Raw genomic sequence first — 26,655 nt, forward strand, 5'->3', positions numbered from 1 at the left:
ATTGGATCGGAGATTTTTTACAGGATGCGAACGCGCAACGAACGGCCCTTGATCTTGCCGTCATTCAAACGCTGCAACGCCTGCTTGGCGACGCCACGCTCCACGGCCACGAAGGCCTGGAAGTCAAAGATCGCGATCTTGCCCACCTGGGCGCCTGGGATGCCGGCTTCCCCGGTCAATGCGCCAAGGATATCGCCCGGGCGCACTTTGTCTTTACGGCCGGCGGCGATGCACAGGGTGCTCATCTGCGGCAGCAGCGGGCCACCGCTTTGCGGCTTGAGGTTGTCCAGTTGGTCCCAGTTCAGCGGCGACTTTTGCAGTTGCTCGATGGCCTGGGCGCGGTGCGCTTCGGACGGCGCCACCAGGCTGATGGCGATGCCGGTCTCACCGGCACGACCGGTACGGCCGACGCGGTGGATGTGGATTTCCGAGTCGCGGGCCAGTTCGACGTTGATCACCATGTCCAGCGAGTCGATGTCCAGGCCACGGGCGGCGACGTCGGTCGCCACCAGCACCGAGGTGCTGCGGTTGGCGAACATCGCCAGTACCTGGTCGCGGTCGCGCTGTTCCAGGTCGCCATGCAGGCCGACGGCGGAAATACCTTTGGACGTCAGGTGGTCGACGGTTTCCTGCACTTGCTGCTTGGTGAAGCAGAACGCCACGCACGATGCCGGGCGGAAGTGCGCGAGGACTTTCGTCACCGCGTCCATGCGCTCTTCCGGCGAGATTTCGAAGAAACGCTGCTCGATCTGGTCGTCGGAGTGGAAGGCTTCGGCTTTGACTTGCTGCGGCGCGCGCATGAACTTGGAGGCCAACTGCTTGATGCTCACCGGGTAGGTGGCCGAGAACAGCAGGGTCTGGCGGCGTGCCGGGGTCTTGCTGATGATGTCTTCGATGGCGTCGTAGAAGCCCATGTCGAGCATGCGGTCGGCTTCGTCGAGGATCAGCGTGTTCAAGCCATCGAGCACCAGCGAACCCTTGCGCAGGTGCTGCTGGATACGGCCCGGGGTGCCGACGATCACGTGGGCGCCATGTTCCAGGGAGGCGATCTGCGGGCCGAGGGACACGCCACCGCACAGGGTCAGCACCTTGATGTTGTCTTCGGCACGGGCCAGGCGACGGATTTCCTTGGCGACCTGGTCGGCCAGCTCACGGGTCGGGCACATCACCAGGGCCTGGCAGCCGAAGTAGCGCGGGTTGATCGGGTTCAGCAGGCCGATGCCGAAGGCGGCGGTCTTGCCACTGCCGGTCTTGGCCTGCGCGATCAGGTCCAGCCCCTTGAGGATCACCGGCAAGCTTTGCGCCTGGATCTGCGTCATCTCGGCATAACCCAGCGAGTCGAGGTTAGCCAGCATGGCGGCGGAGAGCGGCAAAGTATTAAAAGCGGTGGCGATGGTGGTCACGGGACTGGCTCTGCAAAACAAAATGTCGCGCAGTGTACCAGCCCTATGGGATTTTCCCTGCAAGTTCTCGACGAGACGCCTGCTAGTGCTCGATGTGGTGTTCGCGGCTGACCACACGTTTGCCGTCTTTTGGCGACAATTGCAGGAAGATCGCCGCCGCCAGCATCGCCATGATGCCCACCGTGAGGAAGGTCAGTTGGAACGCGCCGAGTACCGTGCTGACGCCGTCGTTGCCCGATTCGGCGGTGAAGCCCCCGAGCAACGCACCGGCGCAGGCCACCCCCAGGCTCAGGGACAATTGCGCCACCACCGACAGCAAACTGTTGCCGCTGCTGGCCTGGGCGTCGTCGAGGTCGATCAGGGTCACGGTGTTCATGGCGGTAAATTGCAGGGAGTTGATCGCCCCCAGCACCGCCAGCATGCCCAGCAACAGCGGGTAGGGAGTTTGCTCGCTGACCAGGCCCATGCTCGCCAGCATGATGCCCAGGGCCAGGGTGTTGCCGGTCAACACCACGCGATAACCCAGGCGCTCGATCAGCGGGCGCGCCACCGACTTGGCGAACATCGCCGCGGCCGCCAGGGGCAGCATGCTCATCCCGGCCTGGGACGGCGAATACCCCAGGGCCACTTGCAGCAGCAACGGCACCAGGAACGGCAAGGCACCGCTGCCCAGGCGCGCGAACAGGTTGCCGAGGATGCCCACCGCAAAGGTGCGGGTCTTGAACAGCGCCGGCGAGAACAGCGGGTTATCGATATGCCCGGCGCGCAGCCAATACGCCGCCAGGCACGCCAACCCGCCGAACAGCAGCAACATCACCCGCAGGTGCGGCAGGTGCAGTTCGCCCAAGCCTTCCATGGCAATGGTGATCAGCACCATCGCTGCGCCGAACAGCATGAAGCCGATGCCGTCGAAGCGCGTACGTTCGCTGCCGCGCAGGTCGGGGATGAGTTTCCATACGGCATAGCAACCGATCATGCCCACCGGCAGGTTGATCAGGAAGATCCAGTGCCACGTCAGGTATTGCACCATCCAACCGCCCATGGTCGGGCCGAGCAAGGGCCCGAGCAGGCCGGGGATGGTAATGAAACCCATGATCCGCACCAGTTCGGAGCGGGGGTAAGCACGTAGAACCACGAGCCGGCCAACCGGCAGCATCAACGCACCGCCGAGGCCCTGGATAACCCGTGCGCCCACCAGCATGGTCAGGCTGCTGGACAGGGCGCACAGCAAGGAGCCGATGCTGAACAGCATGATTGCGCCGAAGAAGATTTTCTTGGTGCCGAAGCGGTCGGCGATCCAGCCCGAGGCCGGGATCAGCAAGGCGACGGTGAGCATGTAGGCGATCACCACCCCTTGCATGCGCAGCGGGTTTTCCGCCAGGTCCCGGGCCATGGCCGGCAGTGCCGTGTTGAGAATCGTCCCATCCAGCGATTGCATGAAGAAGGCAATCGCTACCACCCAGGGGAGCCAGCGGGCGGTCTTGGCATCGAGAGGGGCACGATCTGGCATGGGGTACCTTTTTGTTAGCCGGCTATGTGTCGGCGATTATGCGCCATTCGTCGCTCCTTTTCCCACTGGCGGTTCGTCTAAATCCGACAGCTTTGCGTGCTCTCCCACCAAGAAGTCCAACAGCGCGCGGTGCACCGCCAGGGCTGATTCACGGGACTCCAGGTCGAGTAAATGCCCGGTATGTTCCGCCACGGCAAAGCTGCTGCGACCGACGTAGTGCTTGAACAACTGGGCATCGGTGGCCGGGGTGTATTCGTCCAGCGTGCCGTTGAGAAAGTGCACCGGGGTTTCGATCTGTTTGAGCTGGGGCAGGTAGTTGCCATCGCCCAGCGCCAACACCTGGTGGATATGGAAACGCGCCTGGCGGTACTCGGTGGTGGCCATGTTCGACAGGTGCCGATGGTTGTTGCGCTTGAGCCGGGGCGACAGGTATTTGCCGACGGTCTCGTTGAGCAAGTGGCCGACGGCGGATTTGTCATCGGCCTCGATCAGCACGCGTACCCGCTCCACATAGTCGAGCATGGCCTGGTTCAGGTTGGGCGCCAGGGCCATGACTACCGAACTTTCGATCGACGGCGGGTTATGCGCCAGGGTCAGCAGCGTGGAGATACCGCCCCACGAGGCCGACACCAGGTGGTTGACCTGGAAGCGCTCGACCAGCGCGCGCAGGATTTGGACTTCGTCGTCCTTGGTCACCAGGTCCAGGTCGGTGTTGTACTCGCGCGAATAGCCGGAGAACGGCAGGTCGAACAACAGCACATTGAAATGCTCGGCCAGGCATTTGCTGGTGCGGGCGAATGAGCGTGTGGTGGACAGTGCGCCATTGACCATCAAGATGGTCTTCTTTTCCGAATCGTTTCCTAGCTGCTCAACATGAACGTTGTAGTGCTTGAACAGCTTTTCAATGACAAAACTTCCATGGTTCATGTCAACGCTCCAGCTTGCCCTTCCCGGGCAAGGTCATGCTCTCGTGGATGAGGTGGCGGGGGGCCACTAACTCTTATAACGAGGTTTTTCGCAGGCGACAACAGGCTGCCCATGCAGACTGGGAGGAAGAGAATTTACGGTAGGAAGGGCTGAAACCGGGATGCCCGAAATCAGCACAGGACAATGTGGGAGGGAGCTTGCTCCCGATGGCGGTGTATCAGCAAAGTACTCATTGACTGACACACCGCCATCGGGGGCAAGCCCCCTCCCACAGGGGTTGTATTTACAGGGTCAGGGTCAGGCGTTTAACCAGGGCGCCCGGCAACAGGTTGGAGGCGGTATTGCGCTGGCTATAGGTACTGGCCGACAGCAGCAGTTCCCGATCGGCGGTCAGGGCTTCCAACTGCGACCCGAGCAAGCTGTAGACGCTGTCATCAAAGCGCATGGTGCTGACCGGCGCCTTGATCTCACCGTCCTCCACCCAGAACGTGGCGAAGCGCGTCATGCCGGTCAGGCGGGCGGCCGGCAGGTCGGAGTAGTTCAGGTACCACAGGTTGCTGATATACAGCCCGGTGCCCAGTTGCTTGAGGATATCGGCCTGGGCCAAGGTGCCCGCCGCCATCTGCAAGGCACTGGGGGATTCGTCGCGGCTGGCGCCGTTGGCGCTGAGGCCGTATTCAGCGGCGCTGCGCGAGTTCACCAGTTGGCCGTCGGCTTTGCCGGCGTTGATCAGCGTGACATCGCTGCGCGGGTAGCCCTCGGTGGAAAACGCCTGGCTCAGGGAGCCGCTGATCTGCTCATCCACCGTCACCAGCGGGCTCAGCGATTGTTCGCCGGCATACAACCGTTGCAACGAGCTGCCTTTGCTGGCGATGGCCTGGGCGGAAAAACCACCCCAGGTGATGATGCTGATGATTTCTTCCAGCGCCGCGGGGGCCAGGTAGGCGCGGTATTGCCCAGGCGCCAGTGTGTGCAGCGGGCGGTCGAGGAACTCCAGCTGTTGGCGGGCCAGTTGGAAGCGCCGGGCGAACTCATCGCTGTTCCAGGTGTGCCCGGCATAACTGGCTTTCACCGCTTCGCCATTGGCGTGGAACAGGCTGAAATCGAAGTTGAAGCTATTGGCCTGGTGCCAGCCAAATGCGCCGTTTGAACTGGCAAAGCCACGGCTGATCGGGCCTGCGGCATAAAAGCCGACCAGGTCGACGCCGTGCGCCGCCTGGCTGATTTCCTCCAGCACCTGCGCCAGGTCGGGCAGGGGGCGCGCCTGTTCGTTGTGGCTTTGCCAGGCGTTGTGGTTGAGCAGCAAGTACGGGTCGTGCGGCAGCAGTGGCAAGGTTTCACGCAACTGTTGCAGGCCGTCGGCGAGGCGCTGGCGGTCCAGCTCCGGTTCGCCGGCCAGGGTGATGCCCAGGTCGGCATGGCGGCCGTCGTTGATCAGTTTGAGGGTGAGGCTGGCCTGCCGCACCTGCCCGGCCTGACGCACCTTGGCGTGGTTGAAACGCACGAACTCGGACGATTCGGCGGCATAGCCCAGGTGAAATTGTTCCTTGTCGGTGAGGGCTTGCTTGAGCCACTGCACCAATGCCTTGAAGTTGTTCATCAGGCATCTCCCCCGAATACATCAACGTTGCTGAACACACAGGCGGGCGAGGCATGGCCGACGCGGATCACCTGGTTGGGTTCGCCTTTGCCGCAGTTGGGCGTGCCCAGGACCTTGAAGGTGCTGGCGTCGCCCACTGCGCTGAGGTTGCGCCAGAACTGCGCGGAGATAGCCCGGTAGTTGGGGTTTTTTACCACGCCCTTGAGCTCACCGTTTTCAATCAACTGGCCCCACTCGCAGCCGAACTGGAATTTATTGCGCGCATCGTCGATCGACCACGAACGGTTGGTCGACATCAGGATGCCGTGTTCGATGCCGCCAATCAGTTGCGCCAGGCTCTTATCGCCGGCTTCGATATTCAGGTTGGCCATGCGGTCGATCGGCGGGCGGTTCCAACTGCTGGCACGGCTGTTGGCCACACCGTTCATGCCCGAACGGAATTGCGACAGCGCGCCGCCCAACGGCTTGAGCAGCAGCCCTTCGCGGATCAGGAACTGCTTGCTGGCGGCGCTGCCGTCGTCGTCATGGCTATAACTGGCAAGTTGTTCGGGAATGTCCGGGTCGAACGTCACGTTCAACAGCGTGGAGCCGTATTGCAGGTGACCGAAGTCGCTGGCCTTGACGAAGCTGGTGCCTGCGTAATTGCGCTCATCACCCAGGATGCGGTCGAGCTCCAGTGGATGGCCGATGGATTCGTGGATTTGCAGGATCATCTGGTCGGGCATCAGCAGCAGGTCGCGCGGACCTTGGGGCGTATTCGGCGCCAGCAGCAGTTGCAGGGCTTCGTCGGCGATGCGGGGTGCGGCGCCGACCAGGCCAAAACGCTCGATCACGTCAAAGCTGCCTTGCTGGCCGAAGTTGCTGCCGCCGAGGGTACGGGTCTGGCTGTCGTTGCCGTCGTAGGCCGTGACGTTGACGCCGGGGAATACGAACCGTTGGGCCTGGCGCAGTTCGGCCCCGGCATTGTTGAGGTAGATCTGCTCGACGTGGCTCAGGCCGAGGCTGACTTCCCAGTTGACCAGGCGTTCGTCGCGGGGCACAGCGGCGGATTCATCACCCAGCAGTTGGTAGCAGTCGCTCAAGGAAGGGAAGGCTTGCGCAAGGTTCGGTGACAGGTAGTCGGCCACGTCGCTGGAGACTTGTTGATCGCGCAGGTCGAGCAGGGCGTGAGGCTTGATCAGGCGCGCTTGCTGTTCGGCACGTTCAAGGGCCGCTTGCAGGCCGGCCAGGGAAATATCGTGGGTCGCGGCATAGGCTTCGACGCCGTTGACACGCACGGTGAGCATGGCGCCTGCGTCGTGGTTCAGGTGTGGCGGTTCGGCGACGTTCTTGCGCACCGACAGGTAGTGGCCGGACTCACGTACGTAGCGCAGGGAGAAGAAGTCGGCGGTGGTGCGCAGGGCACTGAAATGTTTTTTGAGTGTGGCGTGGTGTTCGAACATGGGGCCTTCCTTGTGGGCGGCTCAGCGCGGGCAGGCAAACAGAGTAGGCCTGGGCTGGGGGCTGATCAAGGAAAGTGTAGAGGCAAGGTTTGCAGTGCCTGATCGGGCCCTATCGGGGGCAAGCCCCCTCCCACACTTGATTTGTGAATACATTCAAATGTGGGAGGGGGCTTGCCCCCGATGCAGGCGCCTCGGTGTATCAGTTACTGCGCAGTCGGCCCCACTTCACGCAGCGGCTTGCCACGCACCGGCGCGGTGCCTGCCACGTAGTAGTCGGCGGTGCTGCGCGGCAGCGGCTTGCGACCACGGATCTTGTCGGCGATTTTCTCGGCGATCATGATCGTCGGCGCGTTCAGGTTGCCGGTGGTGATGATCGGCATGATCGACGCATCGACCACACGCAGGCCTTGCATGCCATGCACGCGGCCTTCGCCATCGACCACGGCCATCTCATCGGTGCCCATCTTGCACGAGCAGGACGGGTGGAACGCGGTTTCGGCGTGTTCGCGGATGAACTTGTCGAGTTGCTCATCGGTTTGCACCTCGATGCCCGGGCTGATTTCGCGGCCGCGGTACGGGTCCAGCGCCGGCTGTTGCATGATTTCGCGGGTCAGGCGGATGCCGTCGCGAAACTCCTGCCAATCCTGCTCGGTGGCCATGTAGTTGAAGAGGATGCTCGGGTAGTCCCGTGGGTTCTTCGACTTCAGTTGCACGCGGCCACGGCTTGGCGAGCGCATGGACCCCATGTGCGCCTGGAAACCGTGCTCTTTCACGCCGTTGCTGCCGTTGTAGTTAATCGCTACCGGCAGGAAGTGGTACTGGATGTTCGGCCAATCGAATTCTTCACGGGTACGGATAAAACCGCCGGCCTCGAACTGGTTGCTGGCGCCGATGCCAGTGCCGTTGAACAGCCACTCGGCACCGATGGCCGGCTGGTTGTACCAGAGCAGCGATGGGTACAGCGACACCGGTTGGGTGCAGGCGTATTGCAGGTACAGCTCAAGGTGGTCTTGCAGGTTTTCGCCGACACCGGGCAGGTCATGGACCACCGGAATGTCGAGGCTTTCCAGCAGTTTGGCCGGGCCGACACCGGAGCGTTGCAGCAGTTGCGGCGAGGCGATTGCGCCGCTGCACACCAGCACTTCCTTGCGGGCGCGGGCTTCGACGCGCTCTTCGGCAGCACCGATCAGGTAACGCACGCCAACGGCACGCTTGCCTTCGAACAACACTTTGTCGGTCAGGGCGTGGGTGACGATGGTCAGGGTCGAACGCTTTTTGGCCGTGTCCAGGTAACCGCGCGCGGTGCTGGCGCGTCGGCCGTTTGGCGTGACGGTACGGTCCATCGGGCCGAAGCCTTCCTGCTGGTAGCCGTTCAAGTCTTCGGTACGCGGGTAACCGGCCTGTACGCCGGCTTCGACCATGGCGTGGAACAGCGGGTTGTTGCCGGCTTTGGGCGTCGTCACGCTGACCGGGCCGTCGCCGCCGTGGTAGTCGTTGGGGCCGATGTCACGGGTTTCGGCTTTACGGAAATACGGCAGGCAGTCGAGGTAGGTCCAGTCTTCCAGACCGGGCAGTTTCGACCAGTTGTCGTAGTCCAGGGCGTTGCCACGGATGTAGCACATGCCGTTGATCAAGGAAGAGCCACCCAGGCCCTTGCCGCGCCCGCATTCCATACGGCGGCCGTCCATGTGTGGCTCTGGATCGGTTTCGTAGGCCCAGTTGTAGCGGCGGCCTTGCAGCGGGAATGCCAGGGCGGCGGGCATCTGGGTACGGAAGTCGAGACGGTAGTCAGGACCGCCGGCTTCCAGCAGCAGGACGGTGACGCCTTCGTCTTCGGTCAGACGGGTCGCCAGGGTATTACCGGCGGAGCCGGCACCCACAATGATGTAATCGTATTCTTGGGACATAAATGCACCCTCTTTGAAGTGTGGTCAGGTCGGGCCTCATCGGGGGCGAGCCCCCTCCCACACTGACTGTGTTCACAGTTTCAGATGTGTAAACACAGTCAAATGTGGGAGGGGGCTTGCCCCCGATGGCGGCCTGACAGGCAATACAAGACCCGGGTCTTAGAACACCGAGGCGTAGTCGCCCAGCTCAACCTGTACCGATTTGATGCGAGTGAAGTTGTTCAACGAGCTGATCCCGTTCTCACGGCCCACACCCGACTGCTTGTAGCCACCGACCGGCATCTTCGCGTCGGACTCGCCCCAGGCGTTGATCCAGCAGATACCCGCTTCCAGCTGGTGAATCACGCGGTGGGCGCGGTTCAGGTCCTTGGTGACCAGGCCGGCGGCCAGGCCGAAGTCAGTGTCGTTGGCGCGGCGGATCACTTCTGCTTCGGTCTCGTAAGTGAGGATGCTCATCACCGGGCCGAAGATTTCTTCACGGACGATGGTCATCTCGTCGGTGCAGTCAGTGAATACGGTCGGGGCCACATAGGCGCCTTTGGCGAAGGCACCATCGGTCAGGCGATCGCCGCCGCACAGTACGCGGGCGCCTTCTTCCTTACCTTTGGCGATGTAGCCCAGCACGCTTTCCATGTGGGCGAAGCTGACCAGCGGGCCGAAGTTGGTGTTGGCATCTTGCGGGTCGCCCACGCGGATGCGCGCAACACGCTCGGCAATCTTGGCTTCGAACGCGGCTTGCAGGTGCTTTGGCACAAACACGCGCGTGCCGTTGGTGCAGACCTGGCCGGAGCTGTAGAAGTTGGCCATCATCGCAATGTCGGCGGCGCGATCCAGGTCGGCGTCGTCGAAAATGATCAGCGGGGACTTGCCGCCCAGTTCCATGGTCACTTCCTTGAGCGAAGAGCTCGAAGCGCTGGCCATGACTTTTTTACCGGTGTCGGTGCCGCCGGTGAACGAGACTTTCTCGATGCGCGGGTGTTCGGTCAGCCAGGTGCCGACTTCACGGCCGCTGCCGGTCAAGACGTTGAATACACCGGCTGGAACGCCGGCCTCGGTGTAGATCTCGGCCAGTTTCAAGGTGGTCAGCGAGGTGACTTCGCTGGGCTTGAAGATCATCGCGTTACCGGCGGCCAGGGCTGGCGCGGATTTCCACAGGGCGATCTGGATCGGGTAGTTCCACGCGCCGATACCGGCGACCACGCCCAGCGGCTCGCGACGGGTGTAGACGAACGAGGTATCGCGCAGTGGGATCTGCTCGCCTTCGATGGCCGGCACCAGGCCTGCGTAGTATTCCAGCACGTCGGCGCCGGTGACGATGTCGACGTACTGGGTTTCAGAGAAGGCTTTACCGGTGTCCAGGGTTTCCAGGGCGGCCAGTTCGTCGTTGCGCTCGCGCAGGATGTCGACGGCGCGACGCAGGATGCGCGAACGCTCCATGGCGGTCATGGCGGCCCAGATTTTCTGGCCTTTTTCAGCGCTGACCACGGCACGTTCAACGTCGTCTTTCGTGGCGCGTTGCACTTGGGCGAGAACTTCACCGTTAGCCGGGTTGATGGCTTCGAAGGTGGCATCGCTGCCAGCGTCGCTGTAGCCGCCGTCAATGTAGAGTTTTTGCAGGTCGAAACGGGCCATAAAGTCCTCGCAAGTGCATAAGTGGTTGGCGTTACCCGCCGCAAAGTGGGCCATAAGGGTGTGGCAACACTGAGTGGCGGACGTTCAGGGGTTGAGCGGTTATGTGTGCTCTAACTCACCTGCTTGGCCAATTGGAAATCCATGTATTCGTAAGCGATCCGTTGCGCCTGCGCCGTGTCGAAAGCGTCTCCCGACAGGGCGCCGCGCAACCACAAACCGTCGATCAGGGCCGCCAGGCCTCGGGCTGCTTTGCGTGCGTGCGGCAGCGGCAGCACTCGGCGGAACTGGCAGCACAGGTTGGAATACAGACGTTGATCGTTGATCCGCTGCAACCTGTGCAAAGACGGGTGGTGCATGCTGGCGGCCCAGAAGGCCAGCCAGGTTTTCATTGCCGGTCCATTGACCTGGCTCGCATCGAAGTTCCCCCCGATGATCACCTGAATGTGGGCCCGTGGGCTGTCATCCTTCAGCGCCAGCCTGCGTTCATGGACGTTCTCGATCAGCACGTTCATCAGGTAGCGCATCGTCGCGGCGATCAGGCCGTTCTTGTCCTGAAAGTAGTGACTGATGATGCCGTTCGAAACACCGGCCAGACGCGCGATCAGCGCAATGCTGGCATCTCCCATCCCGACCTGATCGATGGCCGTCAGCGTGGCTTCGATCAACTGTTGGCGGCGTATGGGTTGCATACCGACCTTGGGCATGTAGCACCTCTCCTTAGGCCTGCCGACGCGCGATCAACGTTCGTCGACTTGAAGGCCAGTCTATTTTGTTTTGATTGAACGTTCAATCAACAAAGAATAAGCTCTGCGACAAATGGTCGCTGCCTACAGGTATTTCCTACCCGAGGCCAACGACATCTGACACCTGGAAAACCCTTGAAACACCCGCTGTACCGCTACGGCGGGGGCCATGGATTTTCGGGGTGTCTTTATAACACCCGTCCGTCGACTGCCGAAAAATCGATGGCGCGGGATAACCGCTGCCTTGTGTTTCTCTCTCGCACTGCCTGGAGCATCTGCGCCATGAGTTCTGCCTCTCTTATAAAGACCCCGCCAGAAAAGGTGCGGGTCAACGGTTGGGTGTTCTACACCTCCACCGCATTGATTCTGTTGTTGACCGCCATCCTGATCATCGCCCCGCAAGAGGCCGGGCGCATGCTCGGCATCGCACAGGCGTGGCTGTCGAAAAGCTTCGGCTGGTACTACATGGTGGTCATCGCCGCCTACCTGGTGTTCGTGGTGGGCCTGGCGTTTTCCTCCTACGGCAAGCTGAAACTAGGCAGCAAGGACGACACCCCGGACTTCAGCTACGGCGCCTGGGCCGGCATGTTGTTTTCGTCGGGCATCGGCATTTCGTTGCTGTACTTCGGCGCCTCGGAACCGTTGGACCACTACTTCAACCCGCCTGAAGGCGCAGCGGCCAGCAACGGTGCGGCACGCCAGGCGTTGCAACTGACCTTCCTGCACTGGGGCCTGCATGGCTGGGCGATCTATGCGTTGGTCGGCCTGGCCGTGGCGTACTTCGCGTATCGCCATAACCAGCCGCTGGCGCTGCGTTCGGCGCTTTACCCGCTGGTGGGCGAACGGTGGGTCAAGGGCGCGGCCGGGCATGCCGTGGACGGTTTCGGCATGTTCGTGACCCTGCTGGGCCTGGTGACCAACCTGGGCATCGGCTCGATGCAGGTGTCGTCCGGGCTGGAAAACCTGTTCGGCATGGCGCACAGCAACACGAACCTGTTGATCGTCATCATCGTGATGAGCACCGTGGCGACCATTGCTGCCGTGTCGGGCGTGGAGAACGGCATTCGTCGCCTGTCCAACCTCAACATCGTGCTGTTCAGCGGCCTGCTGATCTTTGTGCTGTTGTTCGGCCCGACCTTGCACTTGCTCAACGGCCTGGTGCAGAACACCGGTGACTACCTCAACGGCATCATCCTGAAAACCTTCGACCTGTATGTGTACGAAGGCGACGCCGACAAGACCGAGCGCTGGATGGGCCTGTGGACCCTGTTCTACTGGGCCTGGTGGATTTCCTGGGCGCCTTTCGTGGGCATGTTCATCGCGCGTATTTCCCGGGGCCGCACGGTGCGTGAATTGGTCGCCGGCGTGCTGTTGATCCCGCTGGGCTTTACCTTGGCGTGGCTGTCGATCTTCGGCAACTCGGCACTGGACTTGGTGCTCAACCACGGTGCGGTAGAGTTGGGCAAGACGGCGCTGGAACAACCGTCCATGGCCATCTACCAACTGCTGGAGCATTACCCCGCGTCGAAAATCGTGATTGGCGTGTCGATCTTTGTAGGCTTTGTGCTGTTTTTGACCCCGGCGGACTCCGGCGCGGTGATGATGGCGAACCTTTCCTGCAAGGGGGGCAACGTGGATGAGGATGCGCCGCACTGGCTGCGGATCTTCTGGTCGGCGGTGATCACCCTGGTGACGATCGGCCTGCTGTTTGCGGGTAACTTCGAAGCCATGCAAACCATGGTGGTGCTGGCGGGGCTGCCGTTCTCGGTGGTGCTGATCTTCTTTATGTTCGGTTTGCACAAGGCGATGCGCCAGGACGTGGCGACGGAGCTGGAGCAGGCGCAGTTGGCCGAGCGTGGTCGTCGTGGTTTCAGCGAACGCCTGAGCGCGTTGGACCTGCAACCGAGCCAGGCCACCGTGCAACGCTTTATGGACAAGCATGTAACGCCGGCGTTGGAAGAAGCCGCGACGGTGTTGCGCGAGCAGGGACTGGAAGTGCAGACCCTGTTGGGCAAATCCAAGCGCTGCATTGGCGTGCGCATCGAGAGGGAAGAGGGTAATCCGTTTGTCTACGAAGTCAGCCTGGATGGCTACTCGACGGCGTCGGACGACCTGCCCGAGGAAGAGCGCACCCGTTACTACCGTGCTGAGGTGTACCTGCATAACGGGCCTCAGGAGTACGACCTGATGGGCTTCGCCCAGGAACAGATCACCCGGGACGTGCTCGATCAGTTTGAAAGCCATCGGCAGCTCCTTGGCCGTGTCTATAGCTGATAGTTGAACGCCTGGCAGTGTCCTCACTGACGCTGCTGGGTCTAAATGTGTAAACAGAGCTAAATGTGGGAGGGGGCTTGCCCCCGATAGCAGTGGATCAGTAATAAATGTACTGACTGACATACTGCAATCGGGGGCAAGCCCCCTCCCACATTGACCCGGCTTCTACATTGGGATTTGCAGTGTTTGTTAGCCCAGGTTCTTGCCTAGCAAGGCGTGGTACAGCTCACTGTCGCCCAAGATCCCCACCACCTGGTTGTTGTCATGCAACACCAGCTTGTTCCCCGTCTGATAACGAATCTGCAGCGCATCGCGCATGCCGATATTCGAATCCACCAGCGTCGGCAACCGCCCCAGGCCTTCCACCGCTTGCCCGGGTGCCCAGTTCTGCAGGTTCATCACCGCGCCATTCTGGCGGGCGCCCTTGATGGTGTTGCCTTCGGCCAGGTCCAGCCACGAGTCGCCGCCCGGATCGAGACACACCGAACCGTTGACGCGCTTGCAGTTGTCCAGTGTGCGCATCAGGCTGCGCCCGCACAGTACGTTCAGCGGGTTGGTGTGGGCGACGAAGGTGCGCACATAGTCATCCGCCGGGTTCAGCACGATTTCTTCCGGCACGCTGTACTGGATGATCTTGCCGTCTTTCATGATCGCGATACGGCTGCCGAGCTTGAGGGCTTCGTCGAGGTCGTGGCTGACGAACACGATGGTCTTGCTCAGCTTGCTTTGCAGTTCCAGCAGTTCGTCCTGCAAGCCCTGGCGGATCAGTGGGTCGAGGGCCGAGAAGGGTTCATCCATCAGCAGGATATCGGCGTCCATCGCCAGCGCGCGGGCCAGGCCGACGCGTTGCTGCATGCCGCCGGACAGTTCGTCGGGCTTCTTGTTGCGCCACTGGGTCAGGCCCACCAGTTCGAGTTTCTCGTCCACCAGCTTGCGCCGGTCTTTCTCCGGGCGGCCCTGCATTTCCAGGCCGAAGCTGATGTTCTCGCGCACCGTCAGCCAGGGCATCAGGGCGAACTTCTGGAACACCATGGCGATGCGCTTGGTGCGCATCATTTTCAGCTCCGCCGGGGTGCAGGAAGCGATGTCGATCTGGCGCCCTTCATGCTCCACGAACAGCTGGCCACGGCTGACCGTATTGAGGCCGTTGATGCAGCGCAGCAGGCTCGATTTGCCGGAACCGGACAGGCCCATCAGCACGCAGATTTCACCTTTCTCGACATCCAGGCTGGCTTTTTCTACGCCGACAATCTGCCCGGTTTTTTTCAGGATCTCGTTACGGCTCATGCCCTGGTCCAGCAGCTTGAGCGCTTCGCGTGGGTCTTTGGAGAAGATCACATCGACATTGTCGAATCGGATAATGCTCATGCATCACCCCCTACTTTGGCGTCGGGTTGTTTGCAGATGCGGTCGAGCATGATGGCCAGCAATACGATCGCCAGGCCGGCTTCAAAGCCCAGGGCGATATCGGCGGTGTTCAGCGCGTTGACCACCGGCTTGCCGAGGCCATCGGCACCCACCAGGGCGGCGATCACCACCATCGACAACGACAGCATGATGCATTGGGTAATGCCGGCAGCGATGCTCGGCATGGCGTGGGGCAGTTCAATGCGCGAGAGCAACTGACGGCGCGAGCAGCCAAAGGCCTTGCCGGCGTCCATCAACTCTTGCGGTACATCGCGGATACCCAGGTAGGTCAGGCGGATCGGCGCGGCAATCGCGAACACCACCGTGGAAATCAGCCCGGGCACCACACCCAGCCCGAAGAGGGTCAGGGTAGGGATGAGGTAGACGAAGGTCGGTACGGTCTGCATCAGATCGAGCACCGGCCGCATCAGGGTGTAGAACATCGGCTTGTGCGCGGCAACAATGCCCAGCGGCACTCCGATGACCACGCAGACCAGGGTGGCGAACAACACCTGCGCGAGGGTTTCCATGGTTTCCTGCCAGTACCCAAGGTTCAGGATCAGCAGGAAGGAGGCGACGACAAAAACCGTCAGGCCCCATTTACGTTGAATAAAGTGAGCCAGCAGCGCAATCAGACCGATCAATGCCAGCGGATTGAACCAGGTCAGCGCGAACGTCACGCCGTGGATCATCGTTTCCAGTGTCGATGCGATTGCGTCGAAATAGTTGGCACCGTGTTTGGTCAACCATTCGACGAAGGCAGCGATGTACTGGCCTAGTGGGATTTTCTGTTCAGTCAGCATGGTAGTGAATGTCCACATGCGAAGGGGAAAACATCCCGGGGCAGCGCACCGCCCCGGGGTCAGCGGTTACTTGTCGAGGTAAGCTTTGACGGCCTCCAGGCCGGGTTTGCCATCAACCGTGGTCACGCCGGCCAGCCAGGTGTCGAGCACCTGAGGGTTCTTCTTCAGCCAGGCCTTGGCCGCGGCGTCGGGCTTCATTTTGTCGTCCAGGACATTCCCCATCAGGGTGCTTTCCATGTTCAGCGTGAACACCAGGTTTTTCAGCAGTTGGCCGACGTTGCTGCATTCCTGGGTGTAGCCCTTGCGGGTGTTGGTATAGATGGTGGCCTGGCCGTAGTTGGGGCCGAACGAGTCGTCACCGCCGGTCAGGTACTTCATCTTGAAGCGGGTGTTCATCGGGTGCGGTTCCCAGCCGAGGAACACGATGGCCTGGTCGCGCTTGGTGGCGCGTTCCACCTGGGAGAGCATGCCGGCTTCGCTGGATTCGACCACTTTGAAGCCCGCGGTTTTCAGGCCGAAGGCGTCTTTGTCGATCAGCGTCTGGATGGTGCGGTTGCCGTCGTTACCTGGTTCGATACCGTAGATCTTGCCGCCCAGCTCATCCTTGAATTTGGCGATATCGGCGAAGTCTTTCAGGCCTTTGTTGTACAACGCCTCGGGGACGGCCAGGGTGTACTTGGCGTTCTCCAGGTTGGCGCGCACGGTTTCCACGGTGCCGGCATCACGGTACGGCTTGATGTCGTTTTCCATGGTCGGCATCCAGTTGCCGAGGAAGATGTCCATGTTCTTGCCGTCTGCCAGTGACTTGTAGGTCACCGGTACCGAAATCATCGTGGTGCGTGGCTTGTAGCCCAGGCCCTTGAGAATTTCGCTGGTGGTCGCAGTCGTGACGGTGATGTCGGTCCAGCCGACATCGGAGAAGTTGACGGTCTTACACTGTTCCGGTTCTGCAGCGTGTGCCATGACTGGCAGACTCAGCATGGCGGCCAACAACAACGAGGGTGAACCTTTCATCGGGGTAGACTCCTGTGTCTTTTCTGGCGGCATTCGCCGCGCTTTATTAGGTGTTGCGGTTGGGGCGTGCGACGACAGCTCTGGCACGGTGCCTTGCAAACGAGTCGAGACTGATCATGTACCAGTGAAAATCTGACGCCTACAGGGGGCGTCGTATCCAGTACAGGGAGGGTCGTATCCAGTGTCGGTGACGTCGCTTACAGGTTTTTCCAACGGTTAAACCGCAGTTTTTGCCCATCTGCACCGCTAAAAACGCCCAAAACAGGCCCTTGCTCGTGAGCGACGCTGATGAGCATGGTTGCGTCGGTGTGAGACGCCGTGATGGCGGACAAAAGCCTGATGATGCCGCCATCTGGGCGATCTGAGCGTAGCACCTCGTTCAAGCCTGGCCGTGCTTATCGAGGAGTTCTACCGCAATGGCTATCAGTGTTTTCGACCTGTTCAAGATCGGCATCGGGCCTTCGAGTTCTCACACCGTCGGCCCCATGCGCGCCGCGGCGTTGTTCGTCCAGGCTTTGCGTGAACGTGAAGTGTTGGAACAGGTCCGGCGCGTCGAAGTTCAGCTCTACGGCTCCTTGTCGGCTACCGGCATCGGTCACGGCAGTGATACCGCGACCATCATGGGCCTGATGGGCGAGTGGCCGGACGCGATCGATCCGGCGCAAATCGGCCTGCGCATTCACACCCTGCGCGAGACCGATACCTTGCTGCTGGACGGACGTTTGCCCGTGCCGTTCGTATGGGCCCGGGACATGCGCCTGCTCGACGAAAACCTGCCGTTCCATCCCAATGCCATGACCCTGGTGGTGTTCGGCGATGACGGCGAGCTGCACCGCGACACTTACTATTCAGTGGGGGGCGGTTTTGTGGTGGATGAGGCCCAGGCCCGCAGCGGTGTGGCCGATATGGACAGCACCGCCTTGCCCTATGATTTTTCCAGCGCGGTGGAGCTGTTGCAGCTGTGCAAGACCCACAACCTGCGCGTCGCCGAGCTGATGATGGCGAATGAAAAGGTCTGGCGCTCCGAGGACGAAATCCGCAGCGGCCTGATGAAGCTCTGGCGCGCCATGCAAGAGTGCGTCGAGCAGGGCCTCAAGCACGAAGGCATCCTGCCCGGCGGCCTCAACGTGCGTCGCCGGGCCGCCAAGTTGCACCGTAGCTTGCAGGAATTGAACAAGCCCAATGTGATCGGCTCGACCTTGAGCGCGATGGAGTGGGTCAACCTGTTCGCCCTGGCGGTCAACGAGGAAAACGCCGCCGGCGGGCGCATGGTCACCGCCCCCACCAATGGCGCGGCGGGGATCATTCCGGCTGTGTTGCATTACTTCATGAAATTCAGCGACGAAGTCACCGAAGCCAACGTGGTCGACTACCTGCTCAGCGCCGCGGCGGTGGGGATCCTGTGCAAGAAGAATGCATCGATCTCCGGTGCTGAAGTCGGCTGCCAGGGCGAGGTGGGCTCAGCCTGCGCCATGGCCGCCGCCGGGCTGGCAGAGGTTCTTGGCGCCACGCCGGAGCAATTGTGCAACGCCGCCGAAATCGGCCTGGAACATAACCTTGGCCTGACCTGCGACCCGGTGGGCGGCCTGGTGCAAGTGCCGTGCATCGAACGCAACGCGATTGCGGCGGTGAAGGCGATCAACGCGGCACAGATGGCCCTGCGCGGCGACGGCCAGCACTTCATCTCCCTGGATCGGGTGATCCGCACCATGCGCGATACCGGGGCGGATATGCATGACAAGTACAAGGAAACATCGCGGGGTGGGTTGGCGGTGAGTGCGGTGGAGTGCTGAGACCGCGTTGCCTGCATCGGGGGCAAGCCCCCTCCCACCTTTGACCTGCCTTCACAGATTAAAGTGTGGGAGGGGGCTTGCCCCCGATGGCTGTAATCCAGGCAATGCTGCTCAAAAAGTGAACACTCCAACCTAAATCGCCACCTTTTAGCGCGTCGCAAACAGATAAGTAGCTCGCGAACGATTTCCCCTCCGACCACCCGTCACCTGTGCGTGCGGTGACAGACTTTTCCTACGCCCTGAAAGCGCCTTCCCACAAGTGCTACCGAACTGCTCACAGCCCTTGAGTAGGCTCGCTCCTACGACCAATTCGGGTCGTATTCCGCACTTCCTGCGTGGGCTTATATAGACGCGTCATGAGGTCGTTTTCAGGAGTTATTGAATAGCCATTCAATTTTAGGCATGGCATTTGCTCTATCAATTCAAAGCGTCGCTCTGCATCGCAGACGCGCGCAATAACAAGAGCCTCGCCTGAGGCCATCACCCGCTTTGTGTGAGGAGATACCGCCATGACGTCGTTCAACTCCGGGACTCAACCCCAGAACCGTGCGCCTCAATCCATCGGCTTTTTGCTGCTGGACAATTTCACGCTGATTTCCCTGGCTTCGGCAGTGGAACCACTGCGCATGGCCAACCAGTTGTCCGGTCGCGAGTTGTATCGCTGGACGACCCTGAGTGTCGACGGGAACCAGGTGTGGGCCAGCGACGGCCTGCAAATCACCCCCGATGCCTCCATGCACAAAGCCCCGGCCCTGGACACTGTGATTGTGTGCGGCGGCGTGGGCATCCAGCGTACCGTCACCCGTGAACACGTGTCGTGGCTGCAAAGCCAGGCGCGTCAGTCCCGTCGCCTTGGCGCGGTGTGCACCGGCAGTTGGGCCTTGGCCTGCGCCGGCTTGCTCGACGGGTTCGATTGCAGCGTGCACTGGGAGTGCCTGGCGTCGATGCAGGAAGCCTTCCCCCGCGTGTCGATGAGCACCCGCCTGTTCACCCTCGATCGCAACCGTTTCACCAGCTCCGGCGGCACCGCGCCGCTGGACATGATGCTGCACCTGATCAGCCGCGACCATGGCCGTGAACTGTCGGCGGCGATCTCCGAGATGTTCGTGTACGAGCGCATCCGCAACGAGCAGGATCACCAGCGCGTGCCGCTCAAGCACATGCTTGGCACCAACCAGCCGAAGTTGCAGGAAATCGTGGCGCTGATGGAAGCCAACCTTGAGGAACCGATCGACCTGGATGAGCTGGCGGTGTACGTCGCCGTGTCGCGGCGCCAGTTGGAGCGGCTGTTCCAGAAATACCTGCACTGCTCGCCGTCGCGCTACTACCTCAAGCTGCGCCTGATTCGCGCCCGGCAGTTGCTCAAGCAAACGCCGATGTCGATCATCGAAGTGGCGTCGGTGTGCGGGTTCGTGTCCACGCCGCACTTCTCCAAGTGTTACCGCGAATACTTCGGCATTCCGCCACGGGATGAGCGCGTAGGCTCCAACACCACCCAGCAGGTGGCGATGATGCCGATTCCGCAGGCGCTGGTGTTGTCACCGTTGTCGGGGCCGATGTCGGCGTTGAGCCAGGCGCGCAACGAGTCGACATTCGCCAGTGTACGGCTTTAAACCGAGTTGACTGCATCGGGGGCAAGCCCCCTCCCACACTTGACCGAGTTGTCATGACGAACATGGCCAGATGTGGGAGGGGGCTTGCCCCCGATAGCGGTCTGTCAGGCGCCAGCGTTCTGCTTGAACTGCACTAACGCCGGCAACAACTGCTTGTCGATCGCCTGGCGCACCGCCGGCAGAATCGTCGCGCTGCCGGTGTACATCTGCTCAACCATACCCTTGAGCGCCTTGGCCCGTGCTTCGCTCAAACCGCGTACCGCGCATTCGCACGCCTGTTCGGCGCTGGCACCGCTGGATACCTCGAAACCCAGCGAGCGCAGTTGGCTCAGCAGGTCATCCTGGTCAATCAAATCCGCATGCATCATGACGTTTATCCTGGTGAAGGGAGCGGGGGATTGATCTGGATTCTGGTAGGCCCCCGGCTGGTCGGCAAGGGCAGAATGCACGAATGGCTCAGATGGCTATGAGCGTGTCGTTTTCGGGTCATTTACCCACCGAAGGAATAGGCACACTGGCTACCAGCAAGCAGCTTGAAGGTTTGGTCACCCTCGGGATGTACGGCTCACACAAAGCGCTCTGCCCCGATCCCGTCACGGCTGGATCGGGGCTTTTTTTGCCTGGGGTTTTTGCGCTGCCGCGCCGCGATCTACCGCTGCAACACCAGGATCCTCGAGAGCAACTCGTCGCGATCGATGTAGCACCCCTGAAAGTGCCGCGCCCCGGATGTTGGATCAAACGCATTACGCGCATGCAACGTACGGCGGTTATCGAAGCACCACAGCTCGCCCGGGTTCAGGCGCTTGACCAGCCGAAAGCGCGCCTCGCGCGTCATCGCGATAAACCGCCGATAAGCCCGATACAGCAACGGCATCTGCGCCACCGACGTTTCGAACGGCCCGCGCAAAAAGTTGGCCATGCGAATCTCCACCACCTCGCCCAACGCGTCCAGGGCAATGATCGGCGCAAGGCGGCGATAGTCGCTGTGACGGTCTTTGTTGCGAAACTCCACGGGTATTTCACACAAGGCGCGAAACGCTTCGGGATCTTCCTCGCGCAGGGCATTGGCGATGGCAAACCCATCGACAAAAAGACTCTCGCCACCGTCCGCATCGTTCACTAGGCAGTGCAAGAATTGCAGCCCCGGTTGCAGCTCCCGGGTCGGCAGATCGCTGTGCAACGGCAGGTTGAAAGCGGTGTAGGCATTGCTGTCGGCATCGGCCTTGGATTGCACGTTGAACAGCACACCAAAATTGCTCTCGCGGATAAACGAAATGCGCTTGGCGATCAGTGCCAGGGAACCCGGTTCGGTGGGCACGCCACGGACTTGGGTAAGGCCCCGGTCGCGCAGTGCCAGTAGCCATTGCAGCAGGGCCTTGGAGTCTTCCATCACGGCGGTATAGTCAAACACCGGGAGATCGAAGGTGCTGTCCCACAACTGGGGTTGGGGCTTTGCCGCCCTGCGTTCGGCGCGGGATTCATCGTCATAGGCATGGGCGCGCAGCCAGCCGGGATCGTATTGGCTGCGATGGCCGCCGCGCCATTCCACGCTGAGAACACCGTGCTCGATCCGCGCGCCGATGGCGCTGAGGTCGTCATCCACGTCGACAATTTCCAGCACCTGCTCACGCGTCACGCTGTACACGCATTGTGCGCACGGGCAGTTGTCCCGCAGCCACTGATGATGAAACGGGCTGACCCGGCCATCGGCCCAGCGTATGCGAATCTGATCTTCCAACACCTGCGCCTCGGCGAGGTCGCAGCGCTTCGGGTAAGTACGGAAATCGGCAACAGCGGCGGCGGTTTGCATGATGGCTCCTTATTTTTTCGGTGGCAGTCCAATCACTCGGCCGAGAAGGGCGGGCCTTGGCAGATCGGCGTGCTCAGCGCTGATCGCAACGAGTTTTTCCAGCGTCGCCTCGGCAAACGGCGCCGAATGCGGGCCTGCCAGGTCAACGTGCAGCAGCATCTGTTCGTTGCCGGCCAGCTCTTTCTCGTCGCCCACTAAATGCAGGCTGTGATAAAGGTGCAGGCGCTTGGCGTCGTGGGCGATCAGTTGCGTATGCACCTCCACCGCGGCGCCGAGTTTCACTTCGTGCAGGTAGTTCAGGTGCAGTTCCAGGGTGAACAGCGAATGGCCGGTGGCTTCGCGGTTGTCGCTGGTAAGGCCCAGCGTATCCATCAGCGCGTCGGTGGCGTAGCTGAAGATCAGCAGGTAGAACGCGTCGCGCAGGTGGCCGTTGTAGTCCACCCAGGCGGGTTGGATTTTGGTGGCGTAGGTGGTCAGTGCAGGCATCACATGAATTCCGGCTATGTACGCGGTCAGGAATGTGGGAGGGGGCTACACCCCCGATAGCGGTGTGTCAGTCAAGGTGTTCGGTACTGATCCACCGCTATCGGGGGCAAGCCCCCTCCTACAGGGTTATTCGGCGAAGGTCATGCCGTGTTTTTCCTTGGTCGCCTTCACCGCTTCGAGCACCGCCAACAGGCAATCGTCACGATAGCGTTCCAGCGCCGAAATGCTGTGTTTGCCCAATTGGTCGCTGGTGCCCTCGACCACATCGTCGATCAGCTTGTCGGTCAGCTCCGGTGCCGGCAGGTAGGTCCACGGCAACTGCAACGCCGGACCGAACTGCGCCATGAAGTGCCGCATGCCCGCATCACCGCCTGCCAGGGTATAGGTGAGGAAGGTGCCCATGAACGACCAGCGCAACCCGGCGCCAAAGCGAATGGCGTCGTCGATTTCGCCGGTGGTCGCCACGCCGTCATTGACCAGGTGCAGCGCCTCGCGCCACAGCGCTTCGAGTAAGCGGTCGGCGATAAAACCGGGGACTTCCTTGCGCACATGCAGCGGGCGCATACCGAGGGCTTCATACACCTTGATCGCGGCCTGGATCGCTTCCGGCGCGGTGTGCTTGCCGCCCACCACTTCCACCAGCGGCAACAGATAGACCGGGTTGAAAGGGTGGCCGACGACACAGCGTTCCGGGTGAGTCGAACCCTCGTAGAACTCGCTCGGCAACAGCCCGGAGGTACTCGAGCCGATCAGTGCATTGGGCTTGGCCGCTGCGCTGATCTTGCTGTGCAATTGCAGTTTCAGCTCCAGGCGTTCCGGGGCGCTTTCCTGGATGAAGTCGGCGTCTTTCACGCATTCTTCAATGGTGGCCACAAAGCGCAGGCGGTCTTGCGATGCGCCGGGTGCGAGGCCCTGTTTTTCCAGGGCGCCCCAGGCATTGGCGACGCGTTTGCGCAGCGCCGCTTCGGCACCCGGCGCGGGGTCCCAGGCGACCACATCGAGGCCATGCGCCAGGGCGCGGGATACCCAGCCGCTGCCGATGACACCGCTGCCGAGGGCGGCGAAGGTTTTGATTTCTGTAATAAAGCGCATGGCAAATTCCTAAAGCGTTCAGTGATCCCTTGTGGGAGGGGGCTTGCCCCCGATTACGGTGTGTCAGCCAATAGATCCTTCAACTGACACACCTCTATCGGGGGCAAGCCCCCTCCCACATTTTTTGATTAGCGGCGTTTGGTGAGGCCCATTTTTATGCGGCCTTCGGCCGGGGTCATGACCCGCGCGCCCAGGCGGCTGAGGATTTCACTGGCGCGTTCCACCAGTTGGCCGTTGGTGGCGAGTACGCCCTTGTCCAGCCACAGGTTGTCTTCCAGGCCCACACGCACGTTGCCACCCAGCAGCACGGCCTGGGCCGCCATCGGCATCTGCATGCGGCCGATCCCGAACCCTGCCCACACCGCGTCAGCGGGCAGGTTGTCGACCATGGCTTTCATGGTGGTGGTGTCAGCCGGCGCGCCCCACGGGATGCCCAGGCACAGCTGGAACAGCGGGTTGTCGAGCAGGCCCTCCTTGATCATCTGCTTGGCGAACCACAGGTGGCCGGTGTCGAAGATTTCCAGCTCGGCTTTTACCCCCAGCTCCTGGATGCGTTTGGCGCCAGCGCGCAGTTGGGCCGGAGTGGACACGTAAATGGTGTCGCCATCGCCGAAGTTCAGGGTGCCGCAATCGAGGGTGCAGATTTCTGGCAGCAGTTCTTCCACATGAGCCAGGCGGGTCAGCGGGCCGACCAGGTCGGTATTGGGGCCGAATTCCATCGGGTTCTCGCCGCCGCCGATCTCCAGGTCGCCACCCATGCCAGCGGTGAGGTTGACGATGATGTCGATGTCAGCCTCACGAATGCGCTCCATCACTTCACGGTACAGGGCGACGTCGCGGCTGAACTTACCGGTTTCGGGGTCGCGGACGTGGCAGTGCACCACGGTAGCGCCGGCTTTGGCGGCTTCCACGGCGGCGGCGGCAATTTGCTTGGGGGTGACCGGCACGTGAGGGCTTTTGGCGGTGGTGTCGCCAGCACCGGTGAGTGCGCAGGTGATGATGACGTCGTGGTTCATGAGGTGGGTTCCTTACAGGCTTGTGATTTCAAGGCGTAGGACGCCGTTCGCGGCCAGGGATGACCGCGACGCGGGGAGTCCAAAAAAGGTTATTTGCTGGTCAATTGCAGGTTGGCGGCGGCCGGTTTGCCGTCGAAGGTGGTCACGCCTTCAAGCCAGCGCTGCTGGTCCTGCGGGTGATCCTTGAGCCACTGTTTGGCGGATTCCAGAGCGTCCTTGTGATCCAGCAGCGGCTGCATCATCCGGCTCTCGTCGGCGGCGGTGAAGGTCAGGTTGCTCAGCAGCTTGTGCACGTTGGGGCACTGCTCGGCGTAGGTCGGCGAGGTGACGGTCCAGACGGTGGCCATGCCTTCGTTCGGGCCCAGGGCGTCCTCGCTGCCGGTCAGGTAGGTCATTGCCACGTTGACGTTCATCGGGTGCGGCGCCCAGCCGAAGAACACCACAGCTTCCTTGCGGCGCACGGCGCGGTCCACGGCGGCGAGCATGCCGGCTTCGCTGGACTCCACCAACTGGAACTTGCCCAGGCCGAACTGGTTCTTGGCGATCATCGCCTTGATCTGGGTATTGGCGCCCGAGCCAGGTTCGATGCCGTAGATCTTGCCACCCAGTTCTTTCTCGAACTTGGCGATATCGGCGAAGGTTTTCAGGCCCTTGTCCGCCAGGTAAGTCGGCACGGCGAGGGTGGCGCGGGCATCTTCCAGGCTCGGTTTGTCGAGGACCTTGACCTGCTTGGCGTTGACGAACGGTGTGATGGTCTGGGTCATCAGCGGGTTCCAGTAGCCGAGAAACAGGTCCAGGCGCTGGTCGCGGATGCCGGCGAAGATGATTTGCTGGGAGGCGCTGGTTTGCTTGGTCTTATAGCCGAGGCCGTCGAGCAATACCTGGGTCATGGCGCTGGTGGCGATGACATCGGTCCAGTTCACCACGCCCATGCGCACGTTCTGGCAGGATGCCGCGTCGGCGGCCAGGACATTGGTGCTCAAGAGGGCGCTGGCACTGAGTGCGAGTACGCAACGGCTGATCAGTCGATTCATGGTGGATCCCTCGGCAGGTCGTTATTGTGGGGGCCGGCGTCTTTGTGCGCCGTGGGATCACGTTACGCAGCTTGGAGGGCGGCAAAACGCACGGCGGCGACTCACTCTTGCACTGCAGCGACCTGCCCCCTTGAATCCACCCGAGAACGGGAGTATCACAGTGCCACGCTGCCCGTCCGACGAGAGCGCCACCATGTCCCAGGATTTCTACTTTTTGCTGATGCCGGGCTTTTCGGCCATCGGTTTTATCTCGGCGCTTGAACCGCTGCGCGTGGCCAACCGCTTTCGTGGCGAGTTGTACCGCTGGCACGTATTGAGCGCCGATGGCGGCGCGGTGCTGGCGAGCAATGGCATGTCGGTCAACGCCGACGCCGCGCTGGAACCGTTGAAGAAGGGCGCCACCTTGATGGTGGTCGCCGGCTTCGAACCGCTCCAGTTCGCCACGCCCGCCCTGGAGCACTGGCTGCGCCGCCTCGACCACGACGGCGTCACCCTTGGCGCCATCGACACCGGCGCCTGTGTTCTCGCCGAGGCGGGCCTGCTCGACGGTCATCGCCTGACCCTGCACTGGGAAGCCATTGATGCCTTCAAGGAATCGTATCCGCACCTGAGCGTGACCCAGGAACTGTTCGAGATCGACCGCCGCCGCATCACCTGCGCCGGCGGCACCGCATCCATCGACCTGATGCTCGACCTGATCGCCCAGGCCCACGGCCCGGACCTGGCCATCCAGGTCTCCGAACAATTCGTGCTCGGGCGCATTCGCCCACGCAAAGACCACCAGCGCATGCAGATCGCCACGCGCTACGGCATCAACAACAAGAAGCTGGTGCACGTGATCGGCGAGATGGAGCAGCACACCGAGCCGCCCCTGAGTACCTTGGCCCTGGCTGACACGATCAAGGTCACCCGGCGCCAGTTGGAACGCTTGTTTCGCCTGCATTTGAACGACACGCCGAGCAACTTCTACCTGGGCCTGCGCCTGGAAAAAGCCCGGCAGTTGCTGCGCCAGAGCGACATGAGCGTGCTGGAGGTGAGCATTGCCTGCGGGTTTGAGTCGCCGTCGTATTTCACCAGGAGTTATCGGGCCAGGTTTGCCAAGTGTCCGAGGGAGGATCGGCGACGGGAGGTGGTTTGACGGGCAATTAT

Annotated in this window: 21 protein-coding genes; 4 read left to right on the plus strand and 17 right to left on the minus strand. The window is 61.6% G+C overall.

The window, feature by feature from the left end; all coding sequences use genetic code 11:
* Positions 1 to 17 precede the first annotated feature (17 nt).
* The 8 genes from dbpA to betI all read right to left on the minus strand — a co-directional run bounded on the left by dbpA (position 18) and on the right by betI (position 11,125).
* A complete protein-coding gene (gene dbpA, locus ACODSV_RS13740; protein WP_236646017.1) occupies positions 18 to 1,355 on the minus strand; it encodes an ATP-dependent RNA helicase DbpA in 1,338 nt (445 codons plus the stop codon).
* Between the two features lie 130 nt (positions 1,356 to 1,485).
* A complete protein-coding gene (mdtD, locus tag ACODSV_RS13745; protein WP_150056300.1) occupies positions 1,486 to 2,913 on the minus strand; it encodes a multidrug transporter subunit MdtD in 1,428 nt (475 codons plus the stop codon).
* Between the two features lie 36 nt (positions 2,914 to 2,949).
* Positions 2,950 to 3,840, minus strand: coding sequence for an alpha/beta fold hydrolase (locus tag ACODSV_RS13750; RefSeq protein WP_150056301.1), 891 nt, complete (start codon positions 3,838 to 3,840; stop codon positions 2,950 to 2,952).
* Between the two features lie 283 nt (positions 3,841 to 4,123).
* Entirely contained in the window at positions 4,124 to 5,440 is a 1,317-nt protein-coding gene (locus ACODSV_RS13755) for a TldD/PmbA family protein (RefSeq protein ID WP_150095616.1), read from the minus strand.
* Positions 5,440 to 6,882 carry a TldD/PmbA family protein gene (locus tag ACODSV_RS13760; RefSeq protein WP_150055108.1) on the minus strand — a complete coding sequence of 481 codons (1,443 nt, stop codon included), beginning with the start codon at positions 6,880 to 6,882 and terminating at the stop codon, positions 5,440 to 5,442. Before ACODSV_RS13760 ends, ACODSV_RS13755 begins: the two co-directional genes overlap by 1 nt.
* Positions 6,883 to 7,085: 203 nt before the next feature.
* A complete protein-coding gene (gene betA / locus ACODSV_RS13765) occupies positions 7,086 to 8,789 on the minus strand; it encodes a choline dehydrogenase (protein WP_150054451.1) in 1,704 nt (567 codons plus the stop codon).
* A gap of 159 nt (positions 8,790 to 8,948) precedes the next feature.
* Complete coding sequence (gene betB, locus ACODSV_RS13770; protein WP_024077828.1) at positions 8,949 to 10,421, minus strand: betaine-aldehyde dehydrogenase; 1,473 nt, start codon at positions 10,419 to 10,421, stop codon at positions 8,949 to 8,951.
* Positions 10,422 to 10,531: 110 nt separating this feature from the next.
* Positions 10,532 to 11,125, minus strand: coding sequence for a transcriptional regulator BetI (gene betI, locus ACODSV_RS13775; protein WP_024077827.1), 594 nt, complete (start codon positions 11,123 to 11,125; stop codon positions 10,532 to 10,534).
* Between the two features lie 378 nt (positions 11,126 to 11,503).
* On the opposite strand from betI, the gene ACODSV_RS13780 reads away from it, so the two are divergent.
* The gene (locus ACODSV_RS13780) at positions 11,504 to 13,438 is read left to right on the plus strand and encodes a BCCT family transporter (protein WP_223820643.1); all 1,935 of its coding nucleotides are present in this window, start codon (positions 11,504 to 11,506) and stop codon (positions 13,436 to 13,438) included.
* Positions 13,439 to 13,627: 189 nt separating this feature from the next.
* Here ACODSV_RS13780 and choV read toward each other — a convergent pair whose 3' ends face one another.
* From choV to ACODSV_RS13795, 3 genes are all read right to left on the minus strand, one after another.
* Complete coding sequence (gene choV, locus ACODSV_RS13785; RefSeq protein WP_024077825.1) at positions 13,628 to 14,806, minus strand: choline ABC transporter ATP-binding protein; 1,179 nt, start codon at positions 14,804 to 14,806, stop codon at positions 13,628 to 13,630.
* Positions 14,803 to 15,648, minus strand: a complete 846-nt coding sequence (choW, locus tag ACODSV_RS13790) for a choline ABC transporter permease subunit (RefSeq protein ID WP_041161040.1) — start codon at positions 15,646 to 15,648, stop codon at positions 14,803 to 14,805. The genes choV and choW overlap by 4 nt, the downstream gene beginning before the upstream one ends.
* Positions 15,649 to 15,714: 66 nt before the next feature.
* Positions 15,715 to 16,662: a choline ABC transporter substrate-binding protein gene (locus tag ACODSV_RS13795; protein WP_024077823.1), complete on the minus strand. Its 948-nt coding sequence runs from the start codon at positions 16,660 to 16,662 to the stop codon at positions 15,715 to 15,717.
* Between the two features lie 416 nt (positions 16,663 to 17,078).
* On the opposite strand from ACODSV_RS13795, the gene ACODSV_RS13800 reads away from it, so the two are divergent.
* Together ACODSV_RS13800 and gbdR are read left to right on the plus strand one after the other, a co-directional pair.
* Positions 17,079 to 18,455 (plus strand): L-serine ammonia-lyase, encoded by a 1,377-nt coding sequence (locus ACODSV_RS13800; RefSeq protein WP_150056013.1) that lies wholly within the window; start codon positions 17,079 to 17,081, stop codon positions 18,453 to 18,455.
* Between the two features lie 509 nt (positions 18,456 to 18,964).
* The gene (gbdR, locus tag ACODSV_RS13805; protein WP_024077821.1) at positions 18,965 to 20,068 is read left to right on the plus strand and encodes a choline metabolism transcriptional regulator GbdR; all 1,104 of its coding nucleotides are present in this window, start codon (positions 18,965 to 18,967) and stop codon (positions 20,066 to 20,068) included.
* A gap of 104 nt (positions 20,069 to 20,172) precedes the next feature.
* Here gbdR and ACODSV_RS13810 read toward each other — a convergent pair whose 3' ends face one another.
* The 6 genes from ACODSV_RS13810 to ACODSV_RS13835 all read right to left on the minus strand — a co-directional run bounded on the left by ACODSV_RS13810 (position 20,173) and on the right by ACODSV_RS13835 (position 25,506).
* Positions 20,173 to 20,436 carry a hypothetical protein gene (locus ACODSV_RS13810; protein ID WP_024077820.1) on the minus strand — a complete coding sequence of 88 codons (264 nt, stop codon included), beginning with the start codon at positions 20,434 to 20,436 and terminating at the stop codon, positions 20,173 to 20,175.
* 281 nt (positions 20,437 to 20,717) lie between these two features.
* On the minus strand, positions 20,718 to 21,878 hold the full coding sequence (locus ACODSV_RS13815; protein WP_150056263.1) for a gamma-butyrobetaine dioxygenase: 1,161 nt from the start codon (positions 21,876 to 21,878) through the stop codon (positions 20,718 to 20,720).
* Between the two features lie 9 nt (positions 21,879 to 21,887).
* Positions 21,888 to 22,364 carry a thioesterase family protein gene (locus tag ACODSV_RS13820; protein WP_024077818.1) on the minus strand — a complete coding sequence of 159 codons (477 nt, stop codon included), beginning with the start codon at positions 22,362 to 22,364 and terminating at the stop codon, positions 21,888 to 21,890.
* 126 nt (positions 22,365 to 22,490) lie between these two features.
* Entirely contained in the window at positions 22,491 to 23,456 is a 966-nt protein-coding gene (locus tag ACODSV_RS13825) for an L-carnitine dehydrogenase (RefSeq protein ID WP_069077111.1), read from the minus strand.
* Positions 23,457 to 23,584: 128 nt separating this feature from the next.
* Complete coding sequence (gene cdhC, locus ACODSV_RS13830; protein ID WP_024077816.1) at positions 23,585 to 24,472, minus strand: 3-dehydrocarnitine:acetyl-CoA trimethylamine transferase CdhC; 888 nt, start codon at positions 24,470 to 24,472, stop codon at positions 23,585 to 23,587.
* Between the two features lie 89 nt (positions 24,473 to 24,561).
* Complete coding sequence (locus tag ACODSV_RS13835) at positions 24,562 to 25,506, minus strand: choline ABC transporter substrate-binding protein (RefSeq protein WP_024077815.1); 945 nt, start codon at positions 25,504 to 25,506, stop codon at positions 24,562 to 24,564.
* 193 nt (positions 25,507 to 25,699) lie between these two features.
* Here ACODSV_RS13835 and ACODSV_RS13840 point away from each other — a divergent pair, with 193 nt between their 5' ends.
* Complete coding sequence (locus tag ACODSV_RS13840) at positions 25,700 to 26,644, plus strand: GlxA family transcriptional regulator (RefSeq protein ID WP_024077814.1); 945 nt, start codon at positions 25,700 to 25,702, stop codon at positions 26,642 to 26,644.
* Positions 26,645 to 26,655 lie beyond the last annotated feature (11 nt).

The sequence above is a fragment of the Pseudomonas sp. FG86 genome, from assembly GCF_057808775.1.